This is a genomic window from Salinicola halophilus (assembly GCF_003206155.1).
GTDB classification, from domain to species: domain Bacteria; phylum Pseudomonadota; class Gammaproteobacteria; order Pseudomonadales; family Halomonadaceae; genus Salinicola; species Salinicola halophilus.
On sequence record NZ_PZJV01000003.1, the window covers coordinates 192,937 to 210,315 of the forward strand.

General features: G+C 66.9%; 16 protein-coding genes. 8 read left to right on the forward strand and 8 right to left on the reverse strand.

Features of this window, described 5'->3' with window-relative positions:
- Positions 1–8: 8 nt before the first annotated feature.
- From DOM33_RS11100 to DOM33_RS11125, 6 genes are all read right to left on the reverse strand, one after another.
- On the reverse strand, positions 9–452 hold the full coding sequence (locus tag DOM33_RS11100; protein WP_110668976.1) for a cytidine deaminase: 444 nt from the start codon (positions 450–452) through the stop codon (positions 9–11).
- On the reverse strand, positions 449–1,177 hold the full coding sequence (gene deoD / locus DOM33_RS11105; RefSeq protein WP_110668978.1) for a purine-nucleoside phosphorylase: 729 nt from the start codon (positions 1,175–1,177) through the stop codon (positions 449–451). The genes DOM33_RS11100 and deoD overlap by 4 nt, the downstream gene beginning before the upstream one ends.
- Entirely contained in the window at positions 1,177–2,445 is a 1,269-nt protein-coding gene (locus DOM33_RS11110) for a phosphopentomutase (RefSeq protein ID WP_239495344.1), read from the reverse strand. The genes deoD and DOM33_RS11110 overlap by 1 nt, the downstream gene beginning before the upstream one ends.
- The gene (locus DOM33_RS11115; RefSeq protein WP_110668980.1) at positions 2,442–3,845 is read right to left on the reverse strand and encodes a thymidine phosphorylase; all 1,404 of its coding nucleotides are present in this window, start codon (positions 3,843–3,845) and stop codon (positions 2,442–2,444) included. Before DOM33_RS11115 ends, DOM33_RS11110 begins: the two co-directional genes overlap by 4 nt.
- A 100-nt stretch (positions 3,846–3,945) precedes the next feature.
- Complete coding sequence (deoC, locus tag DOM33_RS11120; RefSeq protein WP_162617959.1) at positions 3,946–4,719, reverse strand: deoxyribose-phosphate aldolase; 774 nt, start codon at positions 4,717–4,719, stop codon at positions 3,946–3,948.
- Positions 4,720–4,854: 135 nt separating this feature from the next.
- Positions 4,855–6,126: a NupC/NupG family nucleoside CNT transporter gene (locus DOM33_RS11125; RefSeq protein WP_110668982.1), complete on the reverse strand. Its 1,272-nt coding sequence runs from the start codon at positions 6,124–6,126 to the stop codon at positions 4,855–4,857.
- Between the two features lie 344 nt (positions 6,127–6,470).
- Between DOM33_RS11125 and DOM33_RS11130 the strand changes: the two genes are divergently transcribed.
- The 5 genes from DOM33_RS11130 (at position 6,471) to DOM33_RS11150 (ending at position 12,374) form a co-directional block, all read left to right on the forward strand.
- Positions 6,471–7,490: a nucleoside-specific channel-forming protein Tsx gene (locus DOM33_RS11130; protein WP_110668984.1), complete on the forward strand. Its 1,020-nt coding sequence runs from the start codon at positions 6,471–6,473 to the stop codon at positions 7,488–7,490.
- 133 nt (positions 7,491–7,623) lie between these two features.
- Positions 7,624–8,397, forward strand: a complete 774-nt coding sequence (locus DOM33_RS11135; protein WP_110668986.1) for a DeoR/GlpR family DNA-binding transcription regulator — start codon at positions 7,624–7,626, stop codon at positions 8,395–8,397.
- 114 nt (positions 8,398–8,511) lie between these two features.
- Positions 8,512–9,990 carry an NAD-dependent succinate-semialdehyde dehydrogenase gene (locus DOM33_RS11140; RefSeq protein ID WP_110668988.1) on the forward strand — a complete coding sequence of 493 codons (1,479 nt, stop codon included), beginning with the start codon at positions 8,512–8,514 and terminating at the stop codon, positions 9,988–9,990.
- A gap of 1 nt (position 9,991) precedes the next feature.
- Entirely contained in the window at positions 9,992–11,587 is a 1,596-nt protein-coding gene (locus DOM33_RS11145; RefSeq protein ID WP_204352671.1) for a PucR family transcriptional regulator, read from the forward strand.
- Positions 11,588–11,648: 61 nt separating this feature from the next.
- Positions 11,649–12,374 carry a haloacid dehalogenase type II gene (locus DOM33_RS11150; RefSeq protein ID WP_110668989.1) on the forward strand — a complete coding sequence of 242 codons (726 nt, stop codon included), beginning with the start codon at positions 11,649–11,651 and terminating at the stop codon, positions 12,372–12,374.
- On the opposite strand, the gene DOM33_RS11155 is transcribed toward DOM33_RS11150, so the two are convergent.
- The gene (locus DOM33_RS11155) at positions 12,371–12,919 is read right to left on the reverse strand and encodes a DinB family protein (RefSeq protein ID WP_110668991.1); all 549 of its coding nucleotides are present in this window, start codon (positions 12,917–12,919) and stop codon (positions 12,371–12,373) included. The genes DOM33_RS11150 and DOM33_RS11155 overlap by 4 nt on opposite strands.
- Positions 12,920–12,977: 58 nt before the next feature.
- Here DOM33_RS11155 and DOM33_RS11160 point away from each other — a divergent pair, with 58 nt between their 5' ends.
- On the forward strand, positions 12,978–13,610 hold the full coding sequence (locus tag DOM33_RS11160; protein ID WP_110668993.1) for a LysE family translocator: 633 nt from the start codon (positions 12,978–12,980) through the stop codon (positions 13,608–13,610).
- A gap of 106 nt (positions 13,611–13,716) precedes the next feature.
- On the forward strand, positions 13,717–14,709 hold the full coding sequence (locus DOM33_RS11165; RefSeq protein ID WP_110668995.1) for an adenosine deaminase: 993 nt from the start codon (positions 13,717–13,719) through the stop codon (positions 14,707–14,709).
- Positions 14,710–14,891: 182 nt separating this feature from the next.
- Here the strand turns inward: DOM33_RS11165 and DOM33_RS11170 are convergent, their stop codons facing one another.
- On the reverse strand, positions 14,892–16,106 hold the full coding sequence (locus DOM33_RS11170) for a pyridoxal phosphate-dependent aminotransferase (protein ID WP_110668997.1): 1,215 nt from the start codon (positions 16,104–16,106) through the stop codon (positions 14,892–14,894).
- 282 nt (positions 16,107–16,388) lie between these two features.
- Between DOM33_RS11170 and DOM33_RS11175 the strand changes: the two genes are divergently transcribed.
- A partial coding sequence (locus tag DOM33_RS11175; RefSeq protein ID WP_162617960.1) for a retention module-containing protein occupies positions 16,389–17,379 on the forward strand: 991 nt, incomplete at its 3' end.

The following is a 17,379-nucleotide window of genomic DNA, read 5'->3' on the forward strand; positions in this document are numbered from 1 at the left end:
TCACGGCGTCAGCCCATCGGTGAGCGTTTGTCGAGATTTTCCGGGCCGAAGGAGTCGGGCAACAGCTCGTCCATGCGGTACTGCTTGAGCGGGGCGCCGTCGCCGTCGAGCACCACGATGCGCGTCTCGGGTGTGGCGAACTCCCGAATGCGCTGGCGGCAGTCGCCGCAGGGCGTACACAGATGCGCACCGGGCCCGATGACGTAGATCTCCCGGATCACTCGCTCGCCATTGGAGACCAGCGCAGCGATGGCGCTCCCTTCGGCGCAGAGCCCCTTGTAGTTGGCGCTCTCGACGTTGCAGCCGGCGTAGGTGCGCCCGCTGTCGCTGATCAGTACCGCCCCCACCGGGTGATCGGAGTAGGGCACGTAGGCGTTGGCGCGTACGTCGAGCGCGGCGCGGCGAATGTCATCACTGACCGCGATGGCAGTCTCATGGGTTGACTGATTCATTGGGCTTGCTCCTCGTCGTCGCGCAGCAGGCCTTCCAGGGTAATCGTCATCATCTCGGCGAAGCCGGTCTGGCGCGTCTGGGCGTCGAGCGCCTCGTCTTTCAGGATGTGATCGGAGACGGTACAGACCGTCAGCGCCCGGGCGCCGAACTCGGCGGCCACCCCGTAGAGCCCGGCGGCTTCCATCTCGACGCCGAGAATGCCGAGACGTTTCATCGTCTGGAAGAAGTCGACGTCCGGGGTGTAGAACAGATCCGCCGAGAAGAGGTTGCCGATTTTGGTCGGCGTGCCGCGTTCGGCGGCAGCGTCAACGGTATGGCGGGTGAGGCCGAAATCGGCAATGGCGGCGAAGTCGTGGCCGTTGAAGCGGGTGCGGTTGACGCGAGAGTCGGTGCAGGCGCCCATGCCGATCACGATGTCGTTGACCGCCACGTCGTCGCGCACCGCGCCACACGAGCCGACCCGTACCAGCCGTTTGACGCCGTATTCGGTGATCAGCTCCTTGGCGTAGATCGAGAGTGACGGAATCCCCATGCCGCTGCCCATCACCGAGATCCGACGACCGCGATAGGTGCCGGTGAAGCCGAGCATGTTGCGCACTCGATTGACGCAGACGACGTCGTCGAGAAACGTCTCGGCGATGAACTCGGCGCGCAGCGGGTCGCCGGGCATCAGCACGGTGTCGGCAAAATCGCCCTCATGCGCTTCGATATGCGGTGTAGCCATCAGTTATCTCCTTGTGGCCGTTCGCCCAGCAGCGAGCGGCCGTCGTCCATGGCGGGCAGGTCGAAATACTCGGCCAAGGTCTGGCCGATATCGGCGTAGGTGTCACGGCGGCCGTAGCCACCGGCGGCAAGCCCCGCGCCCTGCATCAGTACCGGCACCTGCTCGCGGGTGTGATCGTTGCCGCGCCAGGTGGGATCGTTGCCGTGGTCGGCGGTGAGAATCAACAGATCCCCGGGCGCCAGCCTGGCCTGAACCTCTGGCAGGCGGCGGTCGAAGGCTTCCAGCGCCGCGGCGTAGCCCTCGGGGTCGCGGCGGTGGCCGTAGAGCGTGTCGAAGTCGACGAAGTTGGTCATCACCAGGGTGCGCGGGCCGGCGTCGTCGATCGCGCCCAGCGTAGCCTCGAACAGGGCGTCATGGCCGTGGGCCTTGCGCACGTCGCTGACGCCGCAGTGGGCGTAGATATCGCCGATCTTGCCCACGCCGATCACCCGGCCGCCGGCGTCATCGAGCCTCGAGAGCACGGTGGGCGTGGGCGGCTCGATGGCGTAGTCGCGGCGATTGCCGGTGCGCTCGAAGGTCTCCACTGTCTCGCCAACGAAGGGGCGGGCGATCACTCGGCCGATGTTGTAGGGCATCAGCAGCTCACGGGCGATCTCGCAGAGCGCATAGAGCCGCTCGAGACCGAAGTGGGTCTCGTGGGCGGCGATCTGGAACACCGAATCCGCCGAGGTGTAGACGATCGGCTTGCCGCTTTCGATATGCTCTGCGCCCAGCGCTTCGATCACCGGGACCCCGGAGGCGTGGCAGTTGCCGAGCACGCCTGGCAGCTCGGCACGCTGGACCAGCGCGTCGAGCAGCTCGTCGGGAAAGCTCGATTCGTGATCGGTGAAGTAGCCCCATTCGAAGCGTGCCGGAACGCCGGCGATCTCCCAGTGCCCAGACGGCGTGTCCTTGCCCGACGAGATCTCCTGCGCCGGCGCCCAGCTGCCATTGACCGCCTGGGGCGGCTCGACGCCGGCCGCCCACTCGCCGGTCGCCAGCCGGTGGGCGTGGTAGAGCCCCAGCGCGGCGAGGTTGGGCAGTTCGAGCGGTCGGCCGGCCTCGGCGCGAACGCGGGCGATGTGCCCCAGCGTATCGGCGCCGGCATCGCCGTAGGCCTCGGCGTCCGGCGCGTTGCCGATACCGAAGGAGTCGAGTACCAGCAGCACCGCGCGCTGGCCGCCTCGAGCCATCGTGGTGTTCTGAGTCGTGCTGGTGTTTTGGGTCATGACGCTGCCTCCGGGCGCAGGGTTGCGTGGACGAGCGGTGGGGTGTCGGTGGTCGTCTCGCTCAGGCTGAAGGCGCGGCGTAGCCGGCCAGAGACCGCCTCGGCGGCGGCGCGGTCGCGGGCGTGCAGGCGCAGCAACGGCTGGCCGGGCTCGACCCGGGTGCCCAGCGCGGCGATGCGCGAGAGCCCGACCGCCGGGTCGATGGCATCCCCCGGGTTGCGCCGACCGCCGCCGAGTTCGACCACGCCCATGCCGAGCTCGCGGGTATCGATCGCACTGATCATTCCGGCGCGGTCGGCGTCGAGATCCAGGGTCACCGGCGCCTCGGCGAGATGGTGGCTGGCGCGGTCGGCTAGATCGGCAGGACCGCCGAGGCCGTGCACCATGCGCGAGAAGCGCTCCAGCGCCTCGCCGCTCTCCAGCGCCCGATCCAGGCGCTGGCGGGCGTCCGCGTCGTCGGCGGCGAGGCCGGACTGCACCAGCATTTCGGCGGCGAGCGCCTGCGTTACCGCGTAGAGTCTCGAATCCTTGCCGTCGCCACGCGCTGGATTGCGTCCGTCGCCACGCGCTGGATTGCGTCCGTCGCCACGCGCTGGATTGCGTCCGTCGCCACGCAATAGGCGCAACGCCTCGTGGATCTCCAGGGCGTTACCCGCGCAGTCGGCCAGCGGCTGGTTCATGTCGGTGAGCAGCACGCTGGTGCGTGTGCCGGCGTCGCAGCCGATGGTGACGATTGCCTCCGCCAGCTCCCGTGAGGCTTCCGGCGTCGGCATAAAGGCCCCGCTGCCCACCTTGACGTCCATCACCAGGGTGTCGAGACCGCAAGCAAGCTTCTTGCCGAGGATCGAGGCGACGATCAGTGGAATCGACTCCACCGTCGCGGTGACGTCGCGTACGCCGTAGAGGCGCTTGTCGGCGGGGGCGAGAGAGCCGGTCTGACCGATGATGGCGACGCCCACCTCCTTCACCAGCCGGCGGAAGGTGGTATCGCTCGGCACAATGTCGTAGCCGGGGATCGCCTCGAGCTTGTCCAGCGTGCCGCCGGTGTGGCCGAGCCCGCGCCCCGACACCATGGGCACGTGGCCGCCGCAGGCGGCGACCCAGGGGCCGAGCACCAGCGAGACCAGGTCGCCGACGCCACCGGTGGAGTGTTTGTCGAGTACCGGACCCGGTAAGTCGAGATCGTGCCAGTGCATTACCTGGCCCGAGTCACGGATCGACTCGGTCAGCGCCACCGCCTCGTCGCGGCTCATGCCGTTGAGATACACCGCCATGGCGAAGGCGCCGATCTGGGCGTCGCCGATGCTGCCGTCGGTGATGCCGTGCGCAATCAGATCGAGCATCTTGCGACTGAGCGTCTTGCCGTCGCGCTTGCGACGAATGATTTCCTGGATGAGCATGCCTTTTCCTACCTTACCGACTCGCCGTGTCGACGCGCGTTACGCGTCGACGCCCACCGTGGCCGACGGCGGCATCGACCGCCGCCGGCCGCTCGCCCACTCAGTAGCCAACGCTCGCCGGCTCCTCGGATCGGCCGTCGAGCGTGGCGAGCAGGGCGTCGAGCAGCCCGGACGCGCCGAAGCGAAAATGCGCCGGCGTCAGCCAGGCCTCGCCCATCAGTCGTTCGGCGAGTTCCAGATAGGCTCTGGCATCATCGGTGGTACGGATGCCGCCGGCGGCCTTGAAGCCCACGTCGCGGCCGCTGTCGCGAATCGCGATGAGCAGGATCTCGGCGGCCTCGAGGGTCGCGTTGACGGTCACCTTGCCGGTGGAGGTCTTGAGGAAATCCGCCCCGGCAGCCAGGGCGATGTCGGCGGCCTGACGAATCAGCGTCGGGTCCTTGAGCTCGCCGGTCTCCAGAATCACCTTGAGCAGGCGATCGCCGCAGGCCGCGCGGCAGGCTTCGATCAGCGTGCGTCCGCTCTCGGTGTCACCGTCTATCAGCGCTCTGTAGGGGAAGACGACGTCGACTTCGTCGGCGCCGGCGGCGACCGCAGCACGGGTCTCGCGGGTGGCGCGGTCGATGTCGACGCTGCCGTCGGGGAAGTTGGTCACGGTAGCGATGCGTACCGCGTCGTCGAGCCCGATGTCGCGAAGCTCGCGTGCGGCCGTCTCGATGAAGGCGGGATAGACGCAGACCGCCGCCGGCGCGCCGTGGGGCGTGCGCGTGCGCTGGCAGAGCGCGGCGATGGCAGCGTCGGTGTCGTCATCGTTGAGCGAGGTGAGGTCCATCATGGCGAGCGAAAGCTCGGCGGCACGCGCGGAGGTCATCATCGACTGCACTCCCTGGTCGGTCGAAGAGGAACGAGGCACAGACGCGCGCCTCGCGAAGATGAGGTACCGAGGCGTCGCGAAACGCCCCTGAAAAGCGGCGGCCGCGTTCACGCTGGGCGAACGCGGCGGGTCGCTTCAGGCAGCACCGGCCAGCGCCAGGAAGATGCCCGCGAGCGTGGCCGACATCAGGTTGGAGAGCGTGCCGGCGAGCACCGCCTTGAGACCGTAGCGGGCGATTTCCGGGCGGCGCGCGGGGGCCAGCGTGCCGAGGCCGCCGAGCAGGATCGCGATCGACGACAGGTTGGCGAAGCCACACAGCGCAAACGACAGAATCGCCGCGGTATGGGCCGACATCGCCTCGCCGGTCGCTTCGACCACGGCTTCGCCGCTGATGTAGGGCGCCAGGTTGATATAGGCGACGAACTCGTTGACCACCAGCTTCTGACCGATGAACGAGCCGGCGAGCGTCGCCTCGCTCCACGGGATGCCGAGTAGAAACGCCAGCGGCGAGAAGAGCCAGCCCAGGATCAGTGACAGGCTCAGGTCGTCGAAGCCGAACCAGCCGCCGACGCCGCCGAGAATGCCGTCGACCATCGCGATCAGGCCGATGAACGCCAGCAGCATGGCGCCCACGTTCGCCGCCAGCATCAGCCCCGACGTGGCGCCGGTGGCGGCGGCATCGAGCACGTTGGCGGGCTTGTCCTCGGCCTCCATCGCCGCCTTGGCGCGCGCGGTGTCGTCGTCCGGGGTCTCGGTCTCCGGCATCAGGATCTTGGCGAACAGCAGCCCGCCGGGGGCGGCCATGAAGGAGGCAGCGATCAGGTACTCGATGGGAATGCCGAGTTCGGCATAGCCCGCGAGCACCGACCCCGCAACGGAGGCGAGGCCGCCACACATCACGGCGAAGAGTTCCGAGCGGGTCATGCTGTTGAGAAAGGGGCGAACCACCAGCGGTGCCTCGGTCTGGCCGACGAAGATGTTGGCAGTCGCGGAGAGTGACTCGGTGCGCGAGGTGCGCAGTACTTTCTGCAGCGCGCCGCCGAGAATCCGCACCACCCACTGCATGATGCCCAGATAGTAGAGCACCGCCGTCAGCGACGAGAAGAAGATGATGATCGGCAGGACCTTGAAGGCGAAGATGAAGCCGACGTTGCTCGGGTCGGCGAGCCCGCCGAAGAGAAACGAGATGCCGTCGTTGGCGTAGTTGATGACCTGGCTCACCGCGCTGGATATCGCACCCAGCGCGCGCTGACCGAGCGGTAGATACAGCACGAAGGCGCCGATGGCGGCCTGAATGAGAAAGGCGCCCCCCACCGTGCGCAGTCGTATCGCCTTGCGATCGCTCGAGAACGCCAGCGCGATCAGCAGCAGCACAACGACGCCGACCAGCCCCATTAGAAGTGTCATGTTGTTGTCCTTGAAGTAGCGATTCTAGGAAAAAGAATTCGGGTTTTTGTGTGCGGTTTTTAACATCGAAGTGTTTGCCGAGTCACTTATTGTTTTTAGCGTAACAAGCCAATAGAGTGGCCCAGTCTTGCTGCCAAGTGCACCCGCTGAGCACTCGCGCGGCCACGCCTGCCGGGCCTTTGCGCGCGTCGAGGCAGTTGATCTGACGTCGCCGGGTGCCGTGTCGCGAGTCATGCACGACGTGATCGACCAGTACGGCAGCGCAGGATCGATAAACAAGAAACCGTCAGTACAACAATCCGGCGCGACACCGGTCGGGCCACAACAACAATCCAGGGGATCACATGGTAACGGATCGTGTTTCAGAACAGGGCGAAGTGCCGTCGCGCCGCCGCTATGTCACTTCGCCGCGTAACCTGCTGTTGGCGCTCGGTGTGACGAGCGCGGCTTTCCTGCCGCTTCAGGCCGCCCACGCCCAGCAGAGCGTCGACGAAGACAATGCTGCCCCGGTCATCGAGCAGGAGACCCCGGCCGAGGGCCCGACATCGCCGGATCAGACCGCCGACGGCCCCTATCTCTCCGACTGGTATCACCAGAACGTCACGGCCATCGGTAGCAAGAACATCCGCTTCGGGCCGCAGCAGGTCGACGACATCTACCTCGAGTACGAATTCTTCGGTCGCAAGGGGCCGCTGGATCTCTACGGCTACGTCGACTTCCCGAAATTCTTCGGCGTGGGCAACGGTGCCGACAGCGGTATCTTCGACAAGGGCTCGCCGGTGTTCATGGAGCTCGAGCCCAAGCTCTCGATCGACGACATGGTCGGTCGCGATCTCGGCATCGGCCCGGTCGATGAGTGGTTCGTCGCCTTCGATTACATCTTCGACTGGGGCCACAACACCGAGAACCGGCAGAACACGCTCTACGCCGGTCTCGGCGCGGACTTCGATACCGGCTCGCCGCTGGGGCTGTCGCTGAACCTCTACAAGCGTCGCCAGTGGGAGAACTACGGCGCCGCCAACGAGCACTCCTGGGATGGCTACCGTGCCCAGCTCAACTACTCCTACCCGCTCGGGACTTTCGATAACGGCGCTTCGCTGATCTATGTCGGGTTCACCAACCATGACTTCGGCTCGGATCTCGGTGACGACGATCCGTCGCGCACCAACGAATCGACCGTGGCGACCAACGTGCTGCTGTATCAGTTCACGCACCTGCGCTTCATGGCCGTGGCGCGCTACTTCCACAACGGCGGTCAGTGGAACGACGGCGTGACCGCGCCGTTCCCCGACACCCACGGTGACAGCTTCGAGCTGCGCTCCACCGGCTGGGGCTACTACTTCGGCGTCGGCTGGCAGTTCTGAGCCATCCCGCCGAGGCGGCTCCCGCTCGTCCCTGTCGAGAGGCGCCCACGGGCGCCTCTCGTCGCGTCGGGCGCCGGCCTTGCAACGTGGCGGGTCGCTTTGCCCCCAATGACTGTCATCTCGAGGAGCGTCGATGAGCGCGCGCAGCACGGTCCGACTGGAATGGCTTCACGACGCGCTGAAGCGCGGCGGTACGCTGCCGCTGGCCGAGGCGGCGAAACGCTGTGGCGTATCCGAGATGACCGTTCGCCGCGACATTGCCGCCAGCCGGGGGACGATTCTCTCCATCGGCGGCCATCTGATCCTCGCCGAGCACCCGCAGCTCGCCGCCGCCTACGACCTCGACAGCCAGCAGGATCGCTACGCCCAGGCGAAAAGGCGCCTCTGCGAGCGGGCGGCGGCGATGGTCGAGCCGGGCGACACGCTCTTCGTCGACTGCGGCACCACGCTGCTCTCGCTCTGCAGCCTGATCCCGCCTGAGCACGACGTCACGCTGGTCACCTATGCGCTCAACGTCGCCAACGCGGTGAGCCGGCGTGCCCCCGAGCTCCAGCTCGTGGTGCTCGGCGGGCTCTATTTTCCCGCCTCGCAGTCCTTCGGCGGGCAGGATGTCACCGCCGCCATTCGCCGGCTGGGAATCAACAAGGCGTTCATCTCCGCCGCGGGGGTCCACGCCGACAAGGGGGCGAGCTGCTTTCACTTCCACGAGGTCGCGCCCAAGCAGGCAGCCATCGAGCACGCCGAGCGCACCATCCTCGTCGCCGACGAGAGCAAGCTGGACGTGCGCCGCGCCGCCTTCTTCGCCGATCTCGACGAATTCGACGCCATCCTCACCACCGGCGAGCCGGGCCGCGCCTGGCGCGATCGCGGCGTCAGCGTGGACCCCGCGCGCATCCAGGTGGTTTGAGGTCTCCTGTTTTTCGTAGAAACGACTGCCCATTACCTGGTTTGATTCGTCGGAAGACTTGCTCGGTCGACGGGGGTAGGCTGAAGGCCGATTCGATCTTTCGAGAGAGTAGCCATGTTCTCCCCAGATGCTCCGACGACCGCCGACAGCTTTCACGCGCCCACCGGCGACAGCGTCTATACCGCCGTGATTCCGGGGCTCGATGACACCACGCTCGAGCGCTATTCACTGCGTTCGCCGGCGAGCGGCGAGACGATCGCCGAGATCAGCGACTGCGGCGCCGCGGAGGCCCGGCTCGCCGCCGACAACGCCCAGCGCGGGTTCGAAGCCTGGCGTAAGGTCAGCCCGTTCGAGCGCGCCGCGCTGCTCAAGGCCTGGCACCGCGCCGTGCTCGACGCCAAGGAGGTGCTGGCGCTGACCATGACCCGCGAGATGGGCAAGCCGATCAAGGAGGCGCGGGGCGAGGTCGACTACGCCGCCGGTTTTCTCGAGTGGTACGCCGAGCAGGCCAAGCGTATCGATGGCGACATTCTCGCCAGTCAGCACCCGGACAAGCGCCTCAGCGTGCTGCGCCAACCGGTGGGACCGGTGCTTGCCATCACGCCGTGGAATTTCCCGGCGGCGATGATCACCCGCAAGGTCGCGCCGGGGCTCGCCGCCGGCTGTTCGGTGATCGTCAAGCCCGCGGAGCAGACGCCGATCACTGCGATCCTGCTGGCGCGACTGTGGCAGCAGGTCGGCGGCCCCGCCGAGGCGTTTCAAGTGATCACCGCCGAGCGCCCGGCGGCGGTCAGCGATGTGCTGATGGACGACGCCCGCATTCGCAAGGTGACCTTCACCGGAAGTACGCCGGTGGGCAAGCATCTCTACGCCAAGTCCGCGGCCACGATGAAACGGATGTCGCTGGAGCTCGGCGGCCACGCGCCGTTTCTGGTGTTCGACGATGCCGACATCGACACCGCCGTGGGCGAGGTCATGGCGAGCAAGTTCCGCAACGGCGGCCAGACCTGCGTCTGCGCCAACCGAATCTACGTGCAGCGCGCCATCTACGACACCTTCGCCGAGCGTCTGGCGGCGGCGGTGAATGCACTGACGGTGGGCGAGCCAGAGAGCGAATCGACCCAGATCGGTCCGCTGGTCAGCCAGGCCGGCCGCGACAAGGCGCAGTCGCACATCGACGATGCCCTCGCCAACGGCGCGACACGACTGACGCGAGAGCACGATGTCGACGGCTTTTTCGTGGCACCCACGGTGCTTGGCGGCGTCACCGCCGGCATGCGCGTGATGCAGGAGGAGACCTTCGGTCCCGTGGCGCCGCTGATCGTCTTCGACGATGAGGCGGAGGCGATCGCCGCGGCCAACGACACGCCGTTCGGTCTCGCCGCCTACTTCTGGACTCGCAATCTCGGCCGCGCGGCCAGGGTCTCCGAGGCGCTCGACTACGGCATCGTCGGCGTCAACGACGGCGCGCCCTCGACCCCGCAGGCGCCCTTCGGCGGCATGAAGGACAGCGGCCTGGGTCGCGAGGGCGGCCGCTACGGTATCGACGAGTATCTCGACACCAAGTTCGTCTCCACGCGTCTGGATCACTGATTTGACGGCGAGCGACGTCGCCACCGCCGGCCGCTCGGCGCCCGAACGGCCGGCGGCGCTGGATCTCGCCACGGCCCTGGTCGAGACGCCGCTGCGTCACGCGCGAGTAGTGGCCGGCGAGGCGTCGCTCTCCCGGCCGCTGCGCTGGGTGCACATGGTCGATCATCCGGACATCGTCGCCTGGGTGCAGCCGGGCCAGCTGCTGCTCACCACCGGGTATCACTGGCCCGACGACCCGGCCGCCGAGCGAGCCCTGATCGAAGCGCTGGTCGAGCGGGAGCTCGCCGGGGTGGCGCTGGCAGTGCCGCGTTTTCTCGATGCCTTTCCGGCGACCAGCCGTCGCGTCGCCCAGGCGCTCGACTTTCCGCTGCTCGAGATTCCCTGGGAGGTGCCGTTCAGCCAGATTACCGAAGAGGTGCACGCCTGGCTGATCGCCCGCCAGGGGCAGCTCATCGCCAAGGCGGAGCGCATCCACCGGGATCTCACCCGCTCGGCGCTGACGGCGCGGCATCTGGGTGATATCGCGACGGCTCTGAGCGAGCTGCTCGAGCGTGCGGTCTTCTTCACCGGACTCGAGGGCGAATGGCTCGGCGGCAGTGCCGAGGCGAGCGGGCTCTATCCCCCGGCGGCGTCGATGCTGCGGGAGGCGCAGCGGCCCACCGGCGACGGCACGGCGCGCTCGCTGAGAGATGCGAGTCCCTCGCTGCTGGTCTGTCCCGTCCGCGTGCGGGAGACGCCGGCGGCGGCGCTTTGGATCGACGAATCGAGCTCCCCGTTGAGCGAGCTCGAACGCCGGGCGGCGGAGCAGACGGCGCTGATCTCGGCGCTGCATCTGTCGCATCAGCAGGCGCTGCAGGCCCAGGAGATTCGGCTCGGCTACGCCTTCGTCGACTCGCTGCTGGAGGGGCGCTTCGAAGCGACGCCGGCGGCACTAGAGCGCGCGGCGCTGCAGGGTTGGGAGCCCGAGGCGCGCTATCGCGTCTGCGCGATTCTGCTCGACGAGCCGGTGCCGCTCAGCCGCGAGGGGCTCGCCCACCGCGAGCGCTGGGAGCAGCGTCTGGGGCGCTGGCTCAAGGCTCGTGGCCAGCCGCGCCTGATCTCGGTGTCGCTCAACCAGTTGATGTTTTTGCTGCGCGTCGAGATCTCGACCGAGACGCTCTGGCAGCAGCTCGGCGACGGCGAGGCGGCGCTTGCGGTCAGTCGCGAGGTGACGGGCGCGACGGCGATCGGCAGCGGCGCGGGGGACGTCGCCCGTCTGCTCGTGTCGCTCAAGCCCGGTGAACGGCGGGATTTCGAGGCGCTACTGTTCGACCGGGTGCTGGCGGGCGATGCCGAGGCGCGCCGGCTCTTCCTCGAGCGGCTCTCGACGGCGCTGGGGGAGGGCGAGCGCCGCGAGACGGCACTTGCGACGCTCCGGGCGCTCGGCGCCAGCGGTTTTCAACTCGCTCAGGCGGCGCGTGCGCTCGAGATCCACATCAGCACGCTACGCTACCGGCTCGAACGCCTGGAGCAGGCGCTGAATCGCGACCTCGCCGATCCGGAGACGCGACTCCAGCTGCAGATCGCGGTGCGACTGTTCGACGAGGGCGCCGAGTGATGGGCACCCTCTCTTTTTTTGATCGCTATCCACTTCTTTCATTCATCGATTCGAGAGAGCCATGCAGCTCAACGATTTCACCACGCTGACCTTCGACGTCTACGGCACGCTCATCGACTGGGAGAGCGGGATGGTCGCCGGCCTTCAACCGCTACTGCGACGCACGTCGCTGAGTCTCACCCGCGACGAGATACTCGAGGCGCACGCCCGCCACGAGTCGACCCAGCAGCGCTACACCCCGCACCTGCAGTATCGACTGCTGCTGGCGGTGGTCTACAAGCGGCTGGCAGAGGCGTGGGGCGTGGACGTCACGCATGACGAGTGTCTGACCTACGGCGACTTCGTCAAACAGTGGCCCGCGTTCGCCGATACCGCCGCGTCGCTCGCCTATCTCAAGCAGCACTACAAGCTGGTGGTGCTTTCGAACGTCGACAACGAGAGCTTCGCCTACAGCCAGCAAAAGCTCGGCGTCACCTTCGACGCGGTCTATACCGCCGAGGACGTCGGCTCCTACAAGCCGGCGCCGCGTAACTTCGACTACCTGCTGGAGAAGCTCGGCGAGCGCGGCATCGACCGCTCGCAGATTCTGCATACGGCAGAAAGCCTGTTCCACGACCACCAGCCGGCCAACCGCCACGGTCTCGCCAACTGCTGGATCTACCGCCGGCATGACAAGGAAGGCTTCGGCGCCACCATGGATCCCGGCGAGACGCCGAGCGTCGATTTTCGTTTCAACAGCATGGCGGAACTGGTCGAGGCGCATAGGCGCACCCTGGGCGATGCCTAGCCCCAGACGTCGCGCTCGCTGATACCCAGCGAGGCGAACTCGCTCTGTCGAAGCGCCGCTTCGTCGCGCAGGAAGAACTCGTCGAGCTGCGGCGGAGCGACGTCGGTGCCCGCGAGCATGGCGTGAACCTGGCCGCGATGGTGGGTCTGGTGGACGAACAGGTGCGCCAGCACGCGCTGGGCGGGTTCACGCTGAAGTCGATCCGCGCGCTCGAGCGTGACGTCTGCATCGAGGGTCTTTGCGTCGAGCGCTTCGCAGACGGCGATCAAACGCCGGTCGAGCGATTGCTGCGCGGGGTGAAGCGTGGCGATACTCGCGTGCGGCGTCTCGTCGTCGAAGGCGCGCTGGCCGAGGGAGCCGCCCTCCAGCGCGTCGATGTAGTAGGCGTCGACGATGAAAAGATGGTTGAGCGTGGCGTGAATCGAGGGAAAGAAGCTCTCGCGCCGGGCGACCAGCGCCTCGGGCGTGAGCGCGGCGCACGCCGTCAGCAGTCGGTGGTTCGACCAGAGGTTGCAGTAGGCCTGGCGGCGGAAATGTTCGATCATGAGGTCGGGCTCCGGGGGCGACTCGTGGGTTCCATCATTCAGCGTCGCAGGAACCGCCATGGAATTGCTACACGGTTTGATCGTCGTCACTGTCGTCCATCTGCTGGCGGCGGCGTCGCCAGGGCCGGACTTCGTTCTCGTCACCCAGCAGACGCTCACTCGCGGCAAGCGGGTGGGGCTGCTCTGCAGTCTGGGCATCGCCCTCGGGCTCTCGATCCATATCCTCTACTCCGCTTTCGGGCTGGCGGCGGTGATCGCCAACTCCGAGAGCGCACTATGGGCGATCAAGCTGCTCGGCGGCGGCTATCTGCTTTATCTCGGCGTCTCCGGGCTGCGCGCGCGTCCCGACGGCGAAGCCACGATGCCTGCCGGCGGTGAGCCTGTGGCGGCGCGCTCGGGCTGGCGCACGGTGGGGGCGGGATTTCTCTGCAATGCGCTCAACCCCAAGGCGCCGATCTACTTCGTCTCGCTCTTCACCGTCGTGCTGACGCCTGGGATGCCGCTTCATCAGATCGCGATCTACGGCGTCTGGATCATGCTGGTCCAGCTCGGCTGGTTCTCGGCGGTGGCGCTGCTGCTGTCGACGCCGCCGGTGCAGCGTGCCTTCCGGCGATTCGGCCACTGGATCGACCGCGTGCTCGGCGTGGCGATGATCGCGCTCGGCGTGCGCCTGCTCACTGCGCGACTGTGACGCACGCCGCGGCTTTGCCTCTCGTTCGGCTTTTGGGCATCCTGCGCGCATTCATTCCAGTGACTCACTCGATTTCAGTGACTCACTCAACTGGCGAGGAACGCCCGTGAAGACTTGGCTGCGTGATCTACCCAAGGTCGAACTGCATCTGCATATCGAAGGCTCGCTGGAGCCGGAACTGATGTTCGCGCTCGCCGAACGCAACGGGGTGGCGCTGCCCTACGCCACGGTGGAGGAGGCGCGCGCCGCCTACGACTTCGCGGATCTGCAGTCGTTTCTGAATCTCTACTACCAGGGCATGGGCGTGCTGCACACCGAGCAGGACTTCTTCGATCTGGCGATGGACTATTTTGCCCGCGCCGCGGCCGAGGGCGTGGTCCACGTAGAGCTCTCCTTCGATCCGCAGGCGCACATGAGCCGCGGGGTGGCGCTGTCGGTGCCGTTCGCGGGGCTCGAGCGGGCGATGCGCGAGGCGGAAAGCCGCTGGGGGCTGAGCACGGCGCTGATCATGAGCTTTCTGCGCGATCGCAGCGCGGACGAGGCGATGGACGTCCTCGAGCAGGCCGCGCCCTACTACGCGCAGATCGATGCGGTGGGGCTCGACAGCGCCGAGCTCGGTAACCCGCCGAGCAAGTTCGCGGCGGTGTTCGAACGCGCGAAAGCGCTGGGACTTCCGCGGGTGGCGCACGCCGGCGAAGAGGGCCCGGCGGCCTACATCGATGAAGCGCTGGACGTGCTCGACGTCTGCCGGATCGATCACGGCGTGGCCTGCCTGCAGGACGAGGCGCTGATCGCCCGCCTGCGGGCATCGCAGATGCCGCTCACCGTCTGCCCGCTCTCCAACGTGCGGCTCAAGGTGACGAAGACGATGAGCGAGCACCCGCTGCCAGCGATGCTCGACCAAGGGCTCAAGGTGACCCTCAACTCCGACGATCCGGCCTATTTCGGCGGCGGCATGTTGAACAACTTCACTGCGTGCCTCGAGGCCTTCGACTGGGATCGCGAGCGGTTCAAGACGCTCGCTGCCAACGCCATCGACGTCGCCTTCATGCCGGAAACCCGCCGCGACGCGCTACGCCAGCGGCTCGCCAGCTGTTGAGCGTCATCCAGCGGTCGAGCGTCATCCAGCGGTCGAGCGTCACCCAGCTTTTGCCCGCTTCGTGAGCTGAAAAGCGATAACAGCGTCCTTCTCGACAGCGAAACGCCCGCCGATCGCAATGATCGGCGGGCGTTCGACGTTGGGCGGCGGTGTTTCCGAGCGCGCGCCCGAGAGGCTGACGCTCAGCCGTCGAGCGTCTTCAAGAACGGCACCAGTCGCGTCAACGCCTCTTCGGCGAGTGCCGGGGCAACGGCGAAGCAGATCCTCAGATAGTCGTCTCCCTCCGGGCCGAAAGCGCTACCCGGGGCCACGCCCACTTTCGCCTCGCGCAGAATACGCTTGGCCATGTCCAGGCTGGAGCCGGTCAGGCCGTGAACGCGGAAGAAGAGATAGAAGGTGCCCTGCGGAGAGAAGACGGTGACGTTGTCGAGCGGCGCCAGGCCGTCGACCAGAATCTGGCGCGACTGGCGGCAGCGCTCCACCTGGTGGGCGATGAAATCGTCGCCCGTTTCCAGCGCGGCGACGCAGGCGTGCTGGATGAACGGCGCGACGCCCGTGGTGTTGTACTGGCAGAGCCTCGCGAAGAGCTGATCCATGCCGTCGGGGAATACCACCCAGCCGGCGCGCCAGCCGGTCATGCACCAGTTCTTGGAGAAGGTGTTGGTGACCAGCAGTCGGTCGGACGGCTCGCAGATCTGCAGAAAGGAGGCCGCCGGCCCTTCGTCGTCGTAGATCCCATCATCATAGACAAAGTGGTTGTAGACCTCGTCGGCGACGATCCAGAGACCTTTTTCGCGACAGAAGTCGCGCAGCCGCTGCATGTCTTCCAGCGGCATGCGCCAGCCCGTCGGGTTGGAGGGGGAGTTGATGAAGATCGCCCGCGTCCGCTCGGTGACCGCGGCAAAGAGCTTGTCCAGATCGAGCACGATCTCGCCGTCGGCGTGGAAGTCGAACGCCACGGGCACGTTGATCCCGCCGGTGATCGCGATCACCTGCTTGGCGTTGGGCCAGGCGGGGGAGGGCATGATGACCTCGTCGCCCTCGTCGAGGATCGCCTGCATCGCCATGACCACCGCATTCATGCCGCCGATCGACACGCAGAAACGCGCCGGGTCGACCTCGACTTGCCAGTGGCGGCGGTGATAGTCCGACAGCGCCTGACGCAGTGCCGGTGTCCCCTGGGAGTAGCTGTAGCGCGTGTCGTCGTGACCGATCGCTTCCATCGCTGCCTGCTTGATCGGCTCCGGCGTGGGCAGATCACCTTCCCCGATCCAGAGCCGTACCACGCTGGCATCGTGGCGTGCCAGATCCGCCACCGCGACGATCTGATTGTCGGGCATCTCCTGTACACGAGACGAACAGAAGGGGCGAAGCGGGGCGGGAATCATGTCGGTCATGGGGATCTCTGATGGTGTGGGAGAGCAAGCGTGTGGCGCTCGATCATAGCCCGCGATGCGGCGCGGCGTGAATCGATGGTTGGTTACAAAGCCAGGTCGGTAACATTCCATCACAGCGGAGTTAGCGGGATCGCATACACTATCGTTACGATTAATCAAAATTCGCTGAGCGATTAATAATTATTTGTGGTGTCCTACGCGGAAAAGGTTATTTTCCGTTCACTATTCGTTACGTGATAATAACGTTTTCGCCTTTCAGGACATCTCAGGGGGATGTGATCGATGGCCGCCATGCTCACCATTGCTCGGGTCGACGGAACTGTCTTCATTCTGGACCCTCGTAAACTTCTGGTTCCCGGCATGGTCATCCCGGAAGGGGCGACGCTGTTCGCGCCGGATGGCGGCCGTATCATTCTCGCCGACGCCACGGTATTGCCGCTGGCGCCCGGCGCCGCCTCGCTGATCGAAGTCGTCGATGGCGTTGCCACACTCGGCGGCGATGCGGCGCCCGGTGATCCCGACATCGCTGCGCTGCAGCAGGCCATCGCTGCCGGCGTCGACCCTACCGCTATCCAGGAGGCGCCGGCCGCCGGTCAGGCCGAAGGCGGTGGCGGCGGCAGCCTCTCCGGAAGTGGCGGTTTCTCCTCGCCGTTCGATATTTCCCGAGTCGGGCGCGAAGAGACGAGCGCCTACCGCTATCAGGCGGGGTCCGGTGGCCCGGCCAATGCCTCGGTGACACCGGCGAGCTTCTCCCCTCAGGGCGATGATGCAGAAGCGACGCCACCCGACCCTGTACCACCGGCTGACGGTGGCGACGGCGGCACGACCGCGCCCCCTACCGACGGCGATGACGGCGATACGACTACACCCCCAACTGGCGGCGACGGTGGCGACACGACTACGCCTCCGACCGGCGGCGGTACCACTACACCTCCGACCGACGGCGGCACGACCGCGCCTCCGACCGATGGCGGCGATGAGGGCGGCACGACCAATCCCCCGACTGATGGCGGTGACGGCGATACGACTACGCCTCCGATCGATGGCGGCGATGAGGGCGATACGACTAATCCCCCGACCGACGGCGATGACGGCGATACGACCGCGCCCCCGACAGGCGGCGGTGACGGCGATACGACCACGCCCCCGACCGGCGGCGATGACGGCGATACGACTACGCCTCCGACCGATGGCGGCGACGACGGCGATACGACCACGCCCCTGACCGGCGGCGGTGGCGGCGATACGACTACGCCTCCGACTGATGGCGGTG